The following is a 15,234-nucleotide window of genomic DNA, read 5'->3' as shown; positions in this document are numbered from 1 at the left end:
AAAGCACATTGCTGGATTGACAAAGCGCTTTGGGTACTTTGGCGCTCCAAAGTACCATGCCCCGCTGCATAGGAGCGGAAAAAACATATATTCTATTTATTTATACAATCGAATTTTATTGAGAGCAGAGTGTATTTGTAATAAGTATACTGTTGTGATGAGGATCACTTTGTGGTAGTTTGAAAAATTAAGCGAAAATCTCTGTTATTGATTTGATATTTAGTCTGTTGATTCATTTTTCTGATCTTTAGTAAAACGTTTTATTATTCATTCATATTTGTTAGTTTTATAAAATAATTATCTAACCAATAATCACTTTATGAAGAGAATAGCAGTACCCTTATGTTTCCTGATTTCAGGCTTATCCATCCAACATTTACAGGCACAAAATTTAACCGAATTTAATAAAGCACCATTAAAACAACAGGTTTATGTTCAGTTGCCCTTAGGCAGCATTAAAGCCAAAGGCTGGTTGTTAAAACAGCTCGAACAACAGCGCGATGGAGCTACAGGCATGGCCGAAGAACTGTATCCTGAAAAAGATAACCTCGGTAAAAATACCGATTGGCTTGGTGGCGATGGAAACGGATGGGAGCGGGTACCTTATTATGTTAAAGGTTTGGTGGCACTTGCATATACCCTGGATGATGCCGGACTTAAAGCCAAGGCGCAGAAATACATCGATTGGACTTTAAACAACCAACAAGCTAACGGCCTGTTCGGTCCGCCAAAAATGAAAGACTGGTGGCCACGCATGCCCATGATGTATGCGCTACAGAGTTATTATGAAGCTACAAACGACAAAAGGGTAATCCCATTTCTCTCAAAATATTTTAAATATGAACTGGCCAATCTCGATGCCGATCCCTTAAAAGAATGGGGCAAATCAAGGGCTGGAGATAATATGGAAATTGCCATTTGGCTTTACAATAAAACCGGCGATCAGGATCTGCTAAAACTGGTCGAAAAATTAAAACAACAGGCTTATCCCTGGATTGATATTTATACCAATAACGGGTTTTACTTTTATGGCGATGATTTTCAGCCTAAACATATGGTTAATGTGGCGCAGGCATTAAAGTTCCCGGTAGTTTATGCCCAACTGAACGATTCGCCTGCCAATCGCGATGCCCTTTTAAAAGGAATACAACACATTATGCACGATCATGGTCAGCCGGAAGGCTTGGGCTCAGGAACCGAATTTCTTGCTGGTACCAGTAGTATAGAAGGTGTTGAAACCTGTACCGTGGTAGAATGGATGCAGAGCCTGGAAACCGCTGCCAAAGTAATCCACCAGGCCGAAATCGGCGATCAGCTCGAAAAAGTGGCATTTAATGCATTACCTGCCCAATTCAGCAGGGATTTTAAAAACCATTCATATTATACTTTGCCAAATCAGGTGCAAAGTGTGCATGGCGAACATGGTTTTAATCAGGATTATGGCTCTGGTATTGTTTCCAGTCCATATTCCGGCTATGGTTGTTGCCGCTATAACATGCATATGGGCTGGCCTTATTTTGTAAAAAGCAGCGTAGTGGCCACACCAGATCGGGGTTTGGCTGTTATTACCTATGGCCCGATGGAAATAGAAACATTGGTGGCCGGGAATAAAAAAGTAAAAATTACCGAAGAAACCAATTATCCTTTCGAAGAGCAGATTAAATTAAAAGTTGGTCTTGCTGCATCAACATCATTTCCATTGGTACTAAGAATCCCTACATGGAGCGTTAAACCTAGCGTAAAATTAAATGGAAACTTATTAACAGGCATAAAAGCCGGAGAAATGTTCACCATCGCCCGTGAATGGAAAAATGGAGATCAACTGGAACTTAACTTCCCAATGCAGGTAGCTACCCAGATGCAGGTAAATAATTCGGTAAGTGTATCCCGCGGACCAATTGTTTATGCGTTAGAAATTAAAGCAGAAAATAAAGTAACCAAAACACATCCTGTTGCAGGTTTTACCGATTATGAAATCCGTCCGGCATCACCATGGAACTATGGGCTCTCATTGGGAAAGGGAAATTTAAATAGCTCAGTTAAGGTGGTAAAATCTGCTATGACAGAAAATCCATTTATCGCAGCACAATCTCCGGTTAAATTAAAACTTCAGGGCAAAAAAATACCTTCGTGGGGTTTAGGGTATAATAAAGTGGCTGCTTTTGACGTGCCGTTCAGTCCTGTTGCCTCAAACGAAAAGGACGAGGAGATTACTTTGGTACCTTATGGCTCAGAAAATATCCGGTTAAGCTGTTTTCCTGTAATCGGGCAGCCTAAAAAAGCAGATAAAAGCCTTATCGAGAATTTTGACAATGGAATGGCTACCAACTGGGTCTTTTATGGCGGCGGCTGGTTCTGGAAAGATGGACAGGTTAATTCGGCCTCTAACGCTGGCTCAGGCGGATATGGAATCAACGGATCTAAGTATGTAGCTAATGGAACCGATTTTAAAGATTTCACCTACCAGGCCGATGTAAAAATTAACACTGCCGGCGATGCGGGTTTAATGTTCAGGGTTTCCAATCCGGCCATAGGTCCGGATGCTTATAAAGGTTATTATGTAGGTCTAAACCAGGTAGATGGAACGGTACAGTTGGGCAAAGCAAGTGATCAGAAATGGATTGTGCTGAGCGCTGCAAAATATCCTGTTGAAATGAATAAAATGTACACCCTTAAAATAGTTGCAAAAGGCGATAAATTTGATATTTTTATCAATGGATCGGCAAAACCTGTTCTCTCTGCTACCGATGGCCAGTACCAATCGGGCAGCATAGGATTAAGGGCATATAAAGCACTCGCCAGCTTCGATTCGGTAAAGATTAACGCTTTTTAACATTGATTATAGTGGGGATTAAACTTTACGGCAAGAAATTTGTTAACGTATTAGCAATTAAAAAAATAAGATTATGAAATTTTACAGATCAATCCCCATAATGCTTTTTGGTCTTGCGCTTGCCACCGGTTGTGTAAGCAATAAAAAGTATGCTGAACTCCAGGATACTTATGCAAAACTCAGAGAAAGAAATCAGGAATTAAGCAATAAATACCAGGATAGCCAACGCGAACTGAGCGGAAGCACCAGCAGGGTAAAAAGTTTGGAAGAACAGATTGCATCAGAAAGGGCAAACGTAACAGCACTACAGGATGCTTTAAATAAATGTTTAAACTCAAGCAGCCAGGGTAATGTTAACATTTCAAAACTGGTTGATGAGATTAACAGTTCGAATAAATACATCAAACAGCTGGTAAATGCCAAAAACAAAAGCGATTCGCTTAATATGGTGTTAACCAATAATTTAACCCGTTCGTTAAGCAGGGAAGAACTTGGCGATGTTGACGTACAGGTATTAAAAGGTGTGGTTTATATCTCTTTAGCTGATAATATGCTTTATAAATCAGGTAGTTATGAGGTTTCTGATAAAGCAGGCGAAACATTAAGTAAAATCGCAAAAATCATCAAAGATTACGATACTTATGACGTATTGATTGAAGGTAATACCGATAATGTGCCGATTACGCAAACCAATATCCGCAACAACTGGGATTTAAGTGCTTTACGTGCTTCATCTGTGGTGCAGGTATTGCAAACCAAGTATGCTGTTGATCCTAAACGTTTAACTGCCGGTGGCCGTGGTGAGTTTAATCCGATTGCTGATAATACTACTGCAGGCGGAAAAGCTAAAAACAGACGTACTCAGATCATTATTACCCCTAAGTTGGATCAGTTTATGGATCTGATCGGAAAAGCTCCGGAGCAATCACAAAAATAAACTGTCGATTATAACAAAATACAGGGGCCGGGATTAATTCTCCGGCCCTTTTTTATTTTTAATAGAGGCCTTTTTTGGGGTATTTATGAAATTTATTGAAGTTTTATAAGGGGAAAAGAAAATTCTGTATCTTGTGGCTTTATTTATTAACGCTCCATTCTTTATGAAGTCTTCTTTCTCTTTTGGGCACTATCCAAAGGTTCTTTTTCTGCTGTTATCCTTAGCTGCAGTTACTTTTAAAGGTTTTTCACAGCAAAACAATCCGAATTATAATTTATTATGGGAAATTTCCGGAAAAGGTATGGCAAAACCATCCTATATTTTCGGTTCTATGCACGTTAAAGACCGCCGTGCCTTTAATTTTAGCGATTCGGTAATAAAAGCCATTCAGGCCAGTACTGGTTTCGTACTCGAAATCCATCCCGATTCGCTGGTAAAATCTATTTATGCAAACAGTATCGGAGCAAAAAATAAGGGGAAAATCACCAAGCTGATTACAGCAGAACAAACCGCTGAACTGATTAAACGGTTCAGGGCCAAAAATGGTTATAAACCCGATTCTGCACTGCTTGATAATCCTATTCTGGTTTCCTCTTTAATGAAACCCAGCTTTTCAAAGAAAGACGACATGCAGACTTTCATGGATGCCTACCTGTACGGAATGGCAAAAATGATGAAAAAAGATATTTATGGTTTGGAGAAACCGGAAGATCAGGTTAAACTTTTATATGGAGATGATCAAAAGATCGCTGCCCTGTTCGATGTAGATGAAGAAGCCGAGGCCGAAAGCTTCGAAAAAATGATAAATATTTATGCCAAAGGTAACCTGGATGAGATTTCAGCTTTTTTAAATGAAGCAGATAAAGATCAGTTAGACCTTGTTGACAGGAATAAAGTGATGGCTAATGGCATAACAAAGCTGATCGGATCGAACAACATGTTTATAGCTGTAGGCGCAGCGCATTTGCCTGGTGAAAAGGGTATTATTAATCTTTTAAAGCAGCAGGGATATACTTTGCGCGCAGTGAAGGCCGGTTTTACAGGACTGGCAAAATCCTTTAAGATCGATTATGTTAAAATAGACTGGGTAAAATATAAAGATGTTGCCGATAATTTCGAAATCGAATTTCCGGCGCAGCCTTTTGTGGTCAACAAGATTGTTGGGAAAGCGTTAACCTGTACCGATCTCATCACTGATGTTTTATACACCTTTACCTCTGCTTATGTCGGTCCGCTGGATAAAGTATCGCCAAAGCAATACCTCGATACGGTTTTAAAAAACTATACAGATGGTGATGTAAAGTTGTTGGGTAAAAAAAGTGAAAGCAGATTTGGTGGCACCGGTTTAGATGTAGAAATGCAGATAAACAATAAATTTACAAGAGCCATTCTGCTGTATAAAAACAATACGTTATACACCATCAGTGTCGAAAATCAAAATAATAATCTACATGAAGCTTTTGTAGAAAGGTTTATTTCATCATTTAAGATCGGCGATGCCATTTCTTCAAAAAGCAGTAACTGGGCTGATTACAAACATGCAGTAGGGGCTTTCAGTTTGAAAATCCCAATGCAGCCCGAAGAATTAATCAAAGAAGTGCCTAATCCTAGTTTTCCTGCTTCTCCTTATGTGATGAATGTTTATACCATGCTGGATAAGGTCAAGAACATAAGTTACCTGTTCAAATACAACGATTTCCCCGAAGGCATGTATGTGTCTGATAAGGAAACTGTATTTAACGGTACCATAAAACAGATGCAGAAAAGCGGTGGTAAAATTACAGGAGAGGTGAAAACCATTTTTAAAGAAGGTTTAGAGGGAAGGGAAGTAGAAATGCTTATGCAGGGAACCTATGTAAAAATACAGGTATTTTTAAGGGGAAACCGCACCTATCTGTTGATGATGCAGAATGGTGTAAGTGCCGATAAATTAAATGGCGATGATTTTTTTGGTGCGTTTAAACCGGAAAAATACCAGGAGGGCAATATTAATCCATATCAGGTAGAAGATTTAAAAGTATTTACACCTGGTAAACCGGTTGAAGCCGAAGCAGCAGCCGAAAAAGACCATACCTCTATTTTAAGCAACAATAAAACATATTATTCGCTCAATAGGAATTCTGGCAGCCTTTATGCTTTCGAAACCGGGAACCTCAGTAAATATGCCAAGATCTTAAAAGTGGATTCTTTTTACCTTAAAATAGTGGAAGGGATCAAAAAAGAAACTGATACCATCCGAAAAACCGAAGATGTAATGATGGGTAAATCGAAAGCTAAAATTTTTACCTATACCGATAGTGCTGCGGGATTAGAAAGAAAGGTGAAAATCTGGATCAATGATAACCGTTTCCATTACATGGGCGTAATGTGCACCAAAGAGGAATTGGAAAGCAAGCTTACCGATGCTTTTTTTAACCAATCAACCTTAACCGCTGCCTCAAAACCTTTTGATATCACTGCTTCTAAAGCAAAAATGTTGTTCGACGACCTGAAAAGTAAAGATTCTCTGGTGTTTAATCCTGCATTTGGCGCATTGTCTTACTACGAATTTGATAAAACCGAAATACCTTTGATTACTGCAGCATTAAAACTTAAATATGCAGATGATACCACCACAAACGGGGTAAGGGTAAGGTTGATCAGGTGGTTAAGCGTATTGCAGAAACAGAAAAGTGTTCCTACATTAAAAGAGTTGTTCGCGGACCTTAAAAACCCCGATATTTTACGCGCTAGGGCTCTAGCCGAAGTGGTAGGTGTTGACTCTACCCAATATGGATGGTACCTGAAAAGCCTATCGGATAATAAAGCGCTTAACCTGCAAAATTACTGGACCATTTTTAAGCCTTTAAATGATTCATTGGCTTTCGTTTCCAAAAACTTTGATCAGGTTTTAGCCTTAAAAAATAAATCCCGGTACCGTGCCAACGTGCTCGATGTGGTTTCTGATATGCTAAATGAAAAAAACAGGGCTAAATATTTAGCGCAGGTTAAAAGTAACAGGGATAAAATAACCGCTACCGCATTAACCGATCTAAATACCTATTTAACGGATACTGAAAATAGAGATCCAAGCTCAATTTATGCTTATCTGAATATTTTACCGGCTCTTGATTTGCCCAATTTAACCGATGTTTTTACCCAAAAAATAATTGCCGATAGCCTTTCTTACATCACTACCCAGGCAGTGGGCACCAGGATAAAAGCAAATTTGCCTATCGATCAAAAACTGTTGGATGCGCAGTTAGATAGCCTTTCAACCCGTTACGATATATTATCGGCCTTTGATGATGTTAAAAAACTGGATAAAGTGCCGGCGAAATACAAAAAGCATGATGAAATTGCAAAACTGATGCTTTACAATTATCTGGGAGAAGAAAATGATTACCCTCAAACCATTACTTTATTGGATAAAATTGAGGTTAACGGAAAAAATTACTATGCATTCGAATTTGTTTACGCAGGCGAGGAGGAGAAAAAAACATTTATTGGCGTTTGCGGTTCTTTTGATCCTAAAAGTGATAAAATTACCTTAAAAGAATATAATTGTTATAGCGATTTCGAAGTAAAAAGCGATGATTGGCTAACACAGGCTAAAGCATTGATCAAGGCTTTGGAAGAGGAGTAAGGCCCAATCGAAATATTTAGCATAAGTTGTACCGATAACTATGTTTCTATGACAATTTTAAATGTTTTATAATGTATATTTGATTATATCGGTTCTATAACCCCAAATCCTTTCTCTCACTGATATACCATTATGGTACTCTAATATCTTTATTTAGATGAGTATTCCTTGATTCCGGTCACCGAATTGTTTATGCAATGATGATTGGTCTTACTTAAAATAAACATTTAACATCATGAGTAGAGACAAAAAGAAAGAAGTGAGCGTAAACAAGAAGACACCGTCAGATTATCAGTCGGGAAAAGGTAAATCGGCAAAAACAGAAATTGATCCTTTTGCCAAAAAGCCGGGTAAAAATGGTAAGTAACGATGCTAAAGTTCAGGCAAAGGTTTTTTTGTACGAACTCAACAATACCAGGCACGAATATGGCTTTTCTGCAAACGAAGAATGGACATTGGATTTGGCAACGAACAGCCAGAAAAAAGATCTCGAGAATAAATATTACCCCCTATTATCCATAACTATAGCGCCGGAAAATATGATGCTAATGCTGGACCTTTTAGAAGGTAAACTCGAAAACGCCGTAGGTCATATAAAAAATAGTTTGGGTAGTAAGAAAATTTCAAAAGAATCTACAAATTTGTTAGCTTATTGTGTGTTAAGGTTAAAACATTAGTAATCATATATAAAAAAGGTCCAAAATTTAAAAATTGGACCTTTTTTTCGGTCAAATGATTTTTATTCAGATGCTGCTTCCTCATTTACAAAGCTTTCTGCAATTTCGGTTAAAGAAACGTCTGTAGCTTTTTCATTTTCCAGTGTTTGCCCCAATAAATTAGCAACTTCAGTATGCCCCATGTTTTCGGCAAAAACTTTTAAGGTTCCATAAGTAGCAATTTCATAATGTTCTACTTTTTGTGCAGCTAAAATTAATCCCGCATCACGGATCATGGTTCCTTTGTCAGTTTCTTCAATAATTCCGTTGGCTTCTTCCAGCAAACCCGCCATGGCGTCACACTTTTTGGCCACAGCTTTCTCATCCATTAAGGCGAAAATCTGATCCAATGTTTCAATATGGCTTTCGGTTTCAGCAGTATGTTTATCAAATGCTGCTGCTAGTTCGCTACTTGTTGCCGCTTTTTTCATTTTTGGTAAAGCTTTCGCCAGGTGTTTTTCAGCCCAGTAAATGTCTTTTAACTCATCAATAAAAAACTGATGGAATTCTGAATCTTCCATTTTGCCGGTTTTGTTTTGTGGCTTAGCCGTTGATTTTAAGTTTACAGAAGACGTAGATTTTACATCTGATGCTTTGTCTGTTGTACTTGCTTTTGTAGCAGCAGATTTTGTTCCTGTTTTTGTTGTGGTAGCCATAGTTATAATTCTTTAATTGTATTTAAAGAACCATGGCTTTCACCAAAAGGTTTAAACAATCTCGTTTAAATACAAAAAGATTGTCAGGAAACCCAGAACGGTCAAATTTAATTGAAAGAGAGGCAAGAAATGATCAGGAAACGCTTACCGTGTTCTTATGTTGGTTTAAATAAGCCGTAATCTGGTTTAAGGTAATGCTTCTGGTTGCCCTTACAGCCGATTTTAATACTTCGCAACTCACACCCAGGCGGTTTGCCCAGTAATTACGATCGGTTTCTTCAGATAATAGGATAATTTCTTCTTTAATGCCTGTGGTTTGATTGAAGGTTTTCATGGTCGGGGATGATTAGATAAGGTGAATAACAATTGCAATCCTGCTTTTGTTTTGTAAATATAATGTTTTTATTGTTTATTAACAATCTGTAAAGCAGATGGTTAAAATGAATAACATAATAATCTATTAATTCTATTGTTTTAATATGGAAAAATGTAGCTAATTCTTAAAAACTACCCGCCGTTCTGAATTTACCAAGCTGTGAAAATGATTTCAGATTGTTTTTTTATTGACAAATAACAAGAAATGATAAAAGTAAGTATGAGATTATTAAAAAACGTTTTAGTATAGCTAAATGTTGTAGGTATATTTTACTTTGTGTATTTTTAATCCTACGTATTTTGCTTATAATTGCTGAGTTTTTTTACCGATTTATATGAATGACAAAAGGAGGGGTGAAATTATCCTGATTGATATTGAGCGTGGCATTGGAATTATTATGGACGAGAATAACCAGGATATTCAGTTCCGTTTAGATACCGTGGCCGGTTACATCGAGCTGAATTTAAAAGTAACTTTCGAGATACAGTTAACGGCACAGGGGCTTTCGGCCATGAGCATTGAGATACAGAGAGAAAAAGAACTGGTTCATGCTGTGTAAGCAATAACAATTTATTCTGCTGTGGGCAAACTGAAGTAAAAGGTTGATCCCTCGCCATACCTGCTCTCTGCCCAGATTTTTCCCTTATGCCTTTCAATTACTTCGGCACAGATGTACAAACCAACGCCAAATCCGGCAATGGTTTGTGTAACTGGACTTTCAACGCGGAAAAACCTGTCGAATAGTTTAGGGATATTACTTTCTTTAATCCCGATGCCCTCGTCTTCTACACTAACTACAAGTTCTCCTTTTCTTTTTTCGCATTTTATGGCAATAAACGATTCCTTTTTAGAGTATTTAGCTGCATTGCTGATCAGGTTGTTTACCACATTCCCGATTTTCTCACGGTCGGCATTTACCATCATCCCATCTGTTCCGATTACCTGAATAAAATGACTTGGCAAAATAACCCTGTTTTCTTCGGCAATGATCTGGATCAGCTCTACCAGGTCGAAATCAATTTTATGCAATTGGATCTTGCCCGATTCCAGCAATGAAACATTCAGAAAACCATCGATCATCAACGACATCCTTTTAAGCTGGACATTAATTTTGTTCAGTGTTTCTGTGGTAAAGTCGTTTTCGGTCTCTTTCAGTTTAAACTGTAGAAGCTGTACATAAGCATTCAGCGCGGTTAGAGGTGTTTTAAGCTCGTGGCTCACCATTCCTATAAAATCATTTTTCCTGATCTCATCCTGTTTATGCTCTGTAATATCCAGTACTGCCCCTGCAATATAAACACCCTTTCCCTGTTCGTTATAATAAGCTTTACCGGCCGTTCTTAACCATTTGGTTTTATGTTTTGGCCCCTTTAAATTAATCTGGTATTCTATGTTAAAGGCATCCCTATTGTGCAGTGCTTTCCTGATACTGCTGGTGAGAAATGATAAATTCTCCGGATTGATCAGCGATTTGGCTTCATCGAGATCCAGTTTGTTGCTTTCCAGTTCGTAAATCTGTTTGGCCCTTTCCGAAAGGAGGACTTTTTTGCTTTCGATATCGATATTCCATGAGCCCATTTCCGAGGCATCCATGGCTATTTTCAGTATATCTTTTGCTTTAAGCAGTTCTTTTTTAAAGTTTACCTGCTCCGTAATATCCTTAATAATGACCAAAATCCGCGTTACCTCGTTTTTGTCATTTTTTAAGGGCTGGTACATGGCTATGTAATAACCATCAGAAATCGGTGTGGATATTTTGAGCTCGTTCAGTGTAAGCGGCTCACCGGTTTTAAAGATGTCTTTTACACGGCTTAAAATCTGTTTTTGTAAACCAAGTTCCTGTCTAGCTTCCTCCTGGGCAATGCCTATTATTTCTTTTCTGGTTTTGCCCCAGATCTTTAAGATATTATCATTTGCATATTCGGTAATCAGATCCCGACCCCTCAGCACGCACATACCCAATGGAGCCTGCTCAAAAAAGCCCCTAAACCTTGCTTCACTTTCCGAAAGTTCAAATAAAATACTTTCCAGGTCATTTTCGTTGACCGGGATTTCTTTCAGTGAGCAAATAATATAGTCTGCCTGATTCTCTCCATGCAGTACCGGCGAAAATTCAAGCTCCCATTTTACATTTGGCGAATTGGAATAAATAGGATGGATAATTAAAGTGGCATTTACTTTTAGCTCGCTTACTTTGTTTACTGTTTTTATTAAGAGATCCTTTTCCCGGTTCGATAATAGGTTCGGGATCACATCAATATCATAAAATTTTAAACTCCCCCCAATCCGCTCTATTAAAGCCTGGTAGGCATCATTATGTTCTACAACCACCAATACGGGTTTTATCTTAAAAATAACTAAGGGTGATTTAGAATGTTTTAATAATGCCTTTAAGAATGAAGAGCTTAGATCGATCATAAAATTTGGTTGACACTTAACCAAATATAATCTTTAAGACGCTAACTGACAATAGGATTGCTATGGTTGCATAATATTTAGGCTGCAAAAATGTATTAATTAGCAAAAAAAAACATGTAAAATTCATTATATACAGGCTTAATAATAGTAAGAGTACTTATTTTTATAAATAAAATTAATTTTTGGCTAAACATTTTTACTGGTTCTGTGTTTCAGAAACAGGTAGATAATATTTTCGTTTGCCGTCCATTTTTTTGGCGGTTAGTTTGCAGTTACACAATAGATAAAACATGAGTCCCGAAAACATTTATTTAGAAGATAAGTGGCTACCTTTTAATGGATATTCGCCATTGATCAACGTTTACAGAACGTTCCACGATTTAACACCAGAAATAGAGTTCATCATCAATAGCCATACTTTTCCCGTCAACTTTAAAAAAAATAAATTTATTACATCGCCACTTCACCGTGATAAGTGTACATACCTTATTTTAAATGGCATTGTGAGGGGCTATATGAAAGAAGATAATCAGGAAATAACCACCTGGATTGCAAAAGAGAAAGAGTTTGTGGGCAACGTAAGTAATTTCTGGGATGAAAACGAACCTTCAGAAGAGTACGTACAGGCACTTGAAGATGTGGTGGCTATAGCCATCCCGTACACCATGTCGAAACTTTTATACCTCAATTACCACATTGTAAACTATGTAAGCCGAAAAATGACGCAGCTCCACTACCTGCAGGCCTGCGAGAGGGCACTTATATCACGTTTACAATCGGCAGAAAAAAGGTACTTACGTTTTACCCGCTCGTATCCCGAACTGATAAACAGGGTTCCGTTAAAATACATTGCTTCTTTTCTCTGCATGCGATTGGAAACTTTAAGTAGGATCAGGTCTAAATTGGCTTTGCAGTTTACCGAGTAAGATTTTATAGGTATAATTATACCGCTCCATTTGTTATTTTAATATCAAAAAATTGTAAACCTAAATGCTATAAATGAGTAGCAAAAAAATAAAATGTATGCCTTGGTTTAGTAAAACCGACTGATTTGTAATACATTTTGTCTCGAATTGTTATTTGAAATACTTAGGTTTTACCCATTAAAATAGTTTTTTGGTGTTTTTATTGAAAATTATTTGACTGTTAATCAGGTAGTTGTAATTTGTTTGTCAATAAAGCGCGTCATTTGCACGATTTAACATTTAAGGCTTATATTTTTTTAAAAATTTATATATATTTGTTCTTACCCTTTCGAGGGTATGTTTTTCATAGGTAGATGTAGGGTCAGAACAATGTTCTGGCCCTTTTTTGTTTTTAATCCCTCCAGAAAACCTATTTTTGTTCCATGATAAAAAAGAAAGTGATTGTTGCCGTTACAGGGGCCAGTGGGGCCATTTATGCCAAGGTTTTGTTCGATCAGCTTACTGTTTTAAAAGATCAGATCGAAGCGGTGGGCGTGGTAATGAGCGATAATGCAAAAGAGGTTTGGCAGTTCGAGTTGGGCAATCAAAATTACAACGGTTTTAAAGACTTCACTTTTTACAATAAAAATGATTTTAATGCACCTTTTGCTTCAGGATCGGCAAAATACGATACCATGATTATCGCTCCCTGCTCCATGGGTACTTTGGGGCGTATTGCTCATGGTATATCGAACGACCTGATTTCGAGGGCTGCAGATGTGGTACTGAAAGAACGCAGAAAACTGATTGCTGTAGTCAGGGATACACCTTTTAGCCTTATCCACATCAATAACATGAAAACTGTAACCGAAGCAGGGGGGATTATCTGTCCGGCAAATCCATCTTTTTACAGTTTGCCCAAAACCATTGAAGAAGTTGCCGCTACAGTAATCAGCAGGGTATTGGATCTGGCAGGTTTTGAGCAGGAAAGTTATCGATGGAATGAATAGTTTATTTTGAGCTTGGAGTTTTGAGTTGGGAGTTTGGGTGAAACTGTCAAATAGTATGTTAGTTGTCCAACCTCAAAACGCCAAATTCAAAACTCATCTTTTGTTGATACACTGTAATTTGTGTACTATGACAGCTTCTGGCTCCTAACTCCGAACAAAATTCTTATCTTTGCAGGCTCAATGAAAAAGGTCGCATTTTATACATTAGGTTGTAAACTCAATTTCTCTGAAACCTCAACCATCGGTCGCTTATTTACCGATGCAGGTTATGCTGTGGTAGAATTTCAGGATCAGGCCGATGTTTATGTGATCAATACCTGCTCTGTTACCGAGCATGCCGATAAAAAATGCCGCAAGGTGGTTAAAGAGGCTTTAAAATATTCGCCCAATGCATTTGTAACCATAGTTGGATGTTATGCGCAGTTAAAACCACAGGAAATTGCAGAGATTGAAGGTGTTGACATGGTTTTGGGTGCTGCAGAAAAATTCAGGATTGTAGAGTACATTACCGATTTAACCAAACAGCCTAAAGCAATGGTTCACCAGCAGAATATCGAAAAGGTAAACCATAATTTTATCGCTTCTTATTCAATAGGCGACAGAACACGTACTTTCTTAAAAGTACAGGATGGCTGCGATTACCCTTGTACCTACTGCACCATTCCTTTGGCGCGTGGTGCAAGCCGTAGCGATACCATTGAAAATGTGGTTAACCGTGCAAAAATGATCGCCGAAAGTGGTGTAAAGGAAATTGTACTAACGGGTGTAAACCTCGGCGATTTCGGTATTCGTAACGGCGAGCGTGAAGATAAATTTTTCGATCTTGTTAAAGCATTGGATGAAGTGGAAGGAATCGAAAGGATCCGCATTTCGTCAATAGAACCAAATCTTTTGAGTAACGAAATCATTGAATTCGTTTCCACTTCAAAAAGATTTGTACCACATTTCCATATTCCTCTACAGTCTGGCTCAGATAAAATTTTAGGCTTAATGCGCCGTCGTTACCGCCGCGACTTATATGTAGAACGTGTTGCGAAGATTAAAGAGGTAATGCCGCACTGCTGTATCGGTGTAGATGTAATTGTTGGTTTTCCAGGCGAAACCAAAGAAGATTTTCTGGATACCTATCAGTTTTTAAACGAGCTTGACATTTCTTATCTGCATGTATTTACCTATTCGGAACGCGAATTAACCGTAGCCGCCGAAATGAAAGGTGTTGTTGCAGGTAGCGAGCGTAACGAGCGCAGCAAAATGCTCCATATCTTATCCGATAAAAAACGCAGGGCTTTTTATGAATCCCAAATTGGCAGCGAAGCTGAAGTGCTTTTCGAAGCAGATCAAAAATCGGGTTATATGCATGGATTCACTAAAAACTATGTTAAGGTACGTGCCAAATACGATCCGGTGATGGTAAACGAACTAAAAGCTGTTAAACTGATCGAAATTACTGCCGATGGTGAAGTAGAAGTTGCTGAACTCGAAACGGTTTACGCACATCATTGATCCAGTCCTGAGTCTTTAGTCTGAAGTCCTGAATCTGTATTGCACAGTTTGTCATCCTGAGCGTAGTCGAAGGATCTTTTTCAGGTCAAATCCTTCAAAAAATACCGTCATTTCGACCGCAGTGCAACGAAGCGGAGAAATCTGCCGCGGACGACTCCACTCAAGAAAGCTGTCTCGAGATAGATCTCTCCATTCCACTGCGTTTCAGTCGAGATGACGACTTTTTTGTCATTCTGAACGCAGTGAAGAATCTTT

General features: G+C 38.2%; 12 protein-coding genes. 9 read left to right on the top strand and 3 right to left on the bottom strand.

From position 1 onward, the window contains the following. The first annotated feature begins 319 nt into the window (after positions 1 to 319). From B2V92_RS11095 to B2V92_RS11075, 5 genes are all read left to right on the top strand, one after another. Positions 320 to 2,833 (top strand): beta-L-arabinofuranosidase domain-containing protein, encoded by a 2,514-nt coding sequence (locus tag B2V92_RS11095; protein ID WP_293307842.1) that lies wholly within the window; start codon positions 320 to 322, stop codon positions 2,831 to 2,833. A 73-nt stretch (positions 2,834 to 2,906) separates the two neighbouring features. Further along, on the top strand, positions 2,907 to 3,770 hold the full coding sequence (locus B2V92_RS11090; RefSeq protein ID WP_293307840.1) for an OmpA family protein: 864 nt from the start codon (positions 2,907 to 2,909) through the stop codon (positions 3,768 to 3,770). A 163-nt stretch (positions 3,771 to 3,933) separates the two neighbouring features. After that, the gene (locus B2V92_RS11085; RefSeq protein WP_293307838.1) at positions 3,934 to 7,395 is read left to right on the top strand and encodes a TraB/GumN family protein; all 3,462 of its coding nucleotides are present in this window, start codon (positions 3,934 to 3,936) and stop codon (positions 7,393 to 7,395) included. A 235-nt stretch (positions 7,396 to 7,630) separates the two neighbouring features. Continuing rightward, on the top strand, positions 7,631 to 7,762 hold the full coding sequence (locus tag B2V92_RS11080) for a hypothetical protein (protein WP_293307836.1): 132 nt from the start codon (positions 7,631 to 7,633) through the stop codon (positions 7,760 to 7,762). Further along, a complete protein-coding gene (locus B2V92_RS11075) occupies positions 7,752 to 8,072 on the top strand; it encodes a hypothetical protein (RefSeq protein ID WP_293307834.1) in 321 nt (106 codons plus the stop codon). Before B2V92_RS11080 ends, B2V92_RS11075 begins: the two co-directional genes overlap by 11 nt. 62 nt (positions 8,073 to 8,134) lie before the next feature. Here the strand turns inward: B2V92_RS11075 and B2V92_RS11070 are convergent, their stop codons facing one another. Further along, positions 8,135 to 8,767 carry a ferritin-like domain-containing protein gene (locus B2V92_RS11070; protein ID WP_293307832.1) on the bottom strand — a complete coding sequence of 211 codons (633 nt, stop codon included), beginning with the start codon at positions 8,765 to 8,767 and terminating at the stop codon, positions 8,135 to 8,137. Between the two features lie 133 nt (positions 8,768 to 8,900). Beyond that, positions 8,901 to 9,101 carry a DUF3606 domain-containing protein gene (locus B2V92_RS11065; RefSeq protein WP_293307830.1) on the bottom strand — a complete coding sequence of 67 codons (201 nt, stop codon included), beginning with the start codon at positions 9,099 to 9,101 and terminating at the stop codon, positions 8,901 to 8,903. A gap of 376 nt (positions 9,102 to 9,477) precedes the next feature. Here B2V92_RS11065 and B2V92_RS11060 point away from each other — a divergent pair, with 376 nt between their 5' ends. Next, complete coding sequence (locus B2V92_RS11060) at positions 9,478 to 9,702, top strand: hypothetical protein (protein WP_293307828.1); 225 nt, start codon at positions 9,478 to 9,480, stop codon at positions 9,700 to 9,702. A gap of 11 nt (positions 9,703 to 9,713) precedes the next feature. Here B2V92_RS11060 and B2V92_RS11055 read toward each other — a convergent pair whose 3' ends face one another. Then, entirely contained in the window at positions 9,714 to 11,561 is a 1,848-nt protein-coding gene (locus tag B2V92_RS11055) for a PAS domain-containing sensor histidine kinase (RefSeq protein WP_293307826.1), read from the bottom strand. A gap of 290 nt (positions 11,562 to 11,851) precedes the next feature. Here B2V92_RS11055 and B2V92_RS11050 point away from each other — a divergent pair, with 290 nt between their 5' ends. The 3 genes from B2V92_RS11050 (at position 11,852) to mtaB (ending at position 14,979) form a co-directional block, all read left to right on the top strand. Further along, positions 11,852 to 12,487, top strand: coding sequence for a Crp/Fnr family transcriptional regulator (locus tag B2V92_RS11050; protein ID WP_293307824.1), 636 nt, complete (start codon positions 11,852 to 11,854; stop codon positions 12,485 to 12,487). 422 nt (positions 12,488 to 12,909) lie between these two features. Continuing rightward, on the top strand, positions 12,910 to 13,476 hold the full coding sequence (locus B2V92_RS11045; RefSeq protein ID WP_293307822.1) for a UbiX family flavin prenyltransferase: 567 nt from the start codon (positions 12,910 to 12,912) through the stop codon (positions 13,474 to 13,476). A 180-nt stretch (positions 13,477 to 13,656) separates the two neighbouring features. Continuing rightward, positions 13,657 to 14,979 carry a tRNA (N(6)-L-threonylcarbamoyladenosine(37)-C(2))-methylthiotransferase MtaB gene (gene mtaB, locus B2V92_RS11040; protein ID WP_293307820.1) on the top strand — a complete coding sequence of 441 codons (1,323 nt, stop codon included), beginning with the start codon at positions 13,657 to 13,659 and terminating at the stop codon, positions 14,977 to 14,979. Positions 14,980 to 15,234: the final 255 nt, after the last annotated feature.

This window comes from Pedobacter sp. UBA5917 (genome assembly GCF_002432345.1).
Classification (GTDB): domain Bacteria; phylum Bacteroidota; class Bacteroidia; order Sphingobacteriales; family Sphingobacteriaceae; genus Pedobacter.
This window is presented reverse-complemented; position numbering and strand designations above follow the sequence as displayed.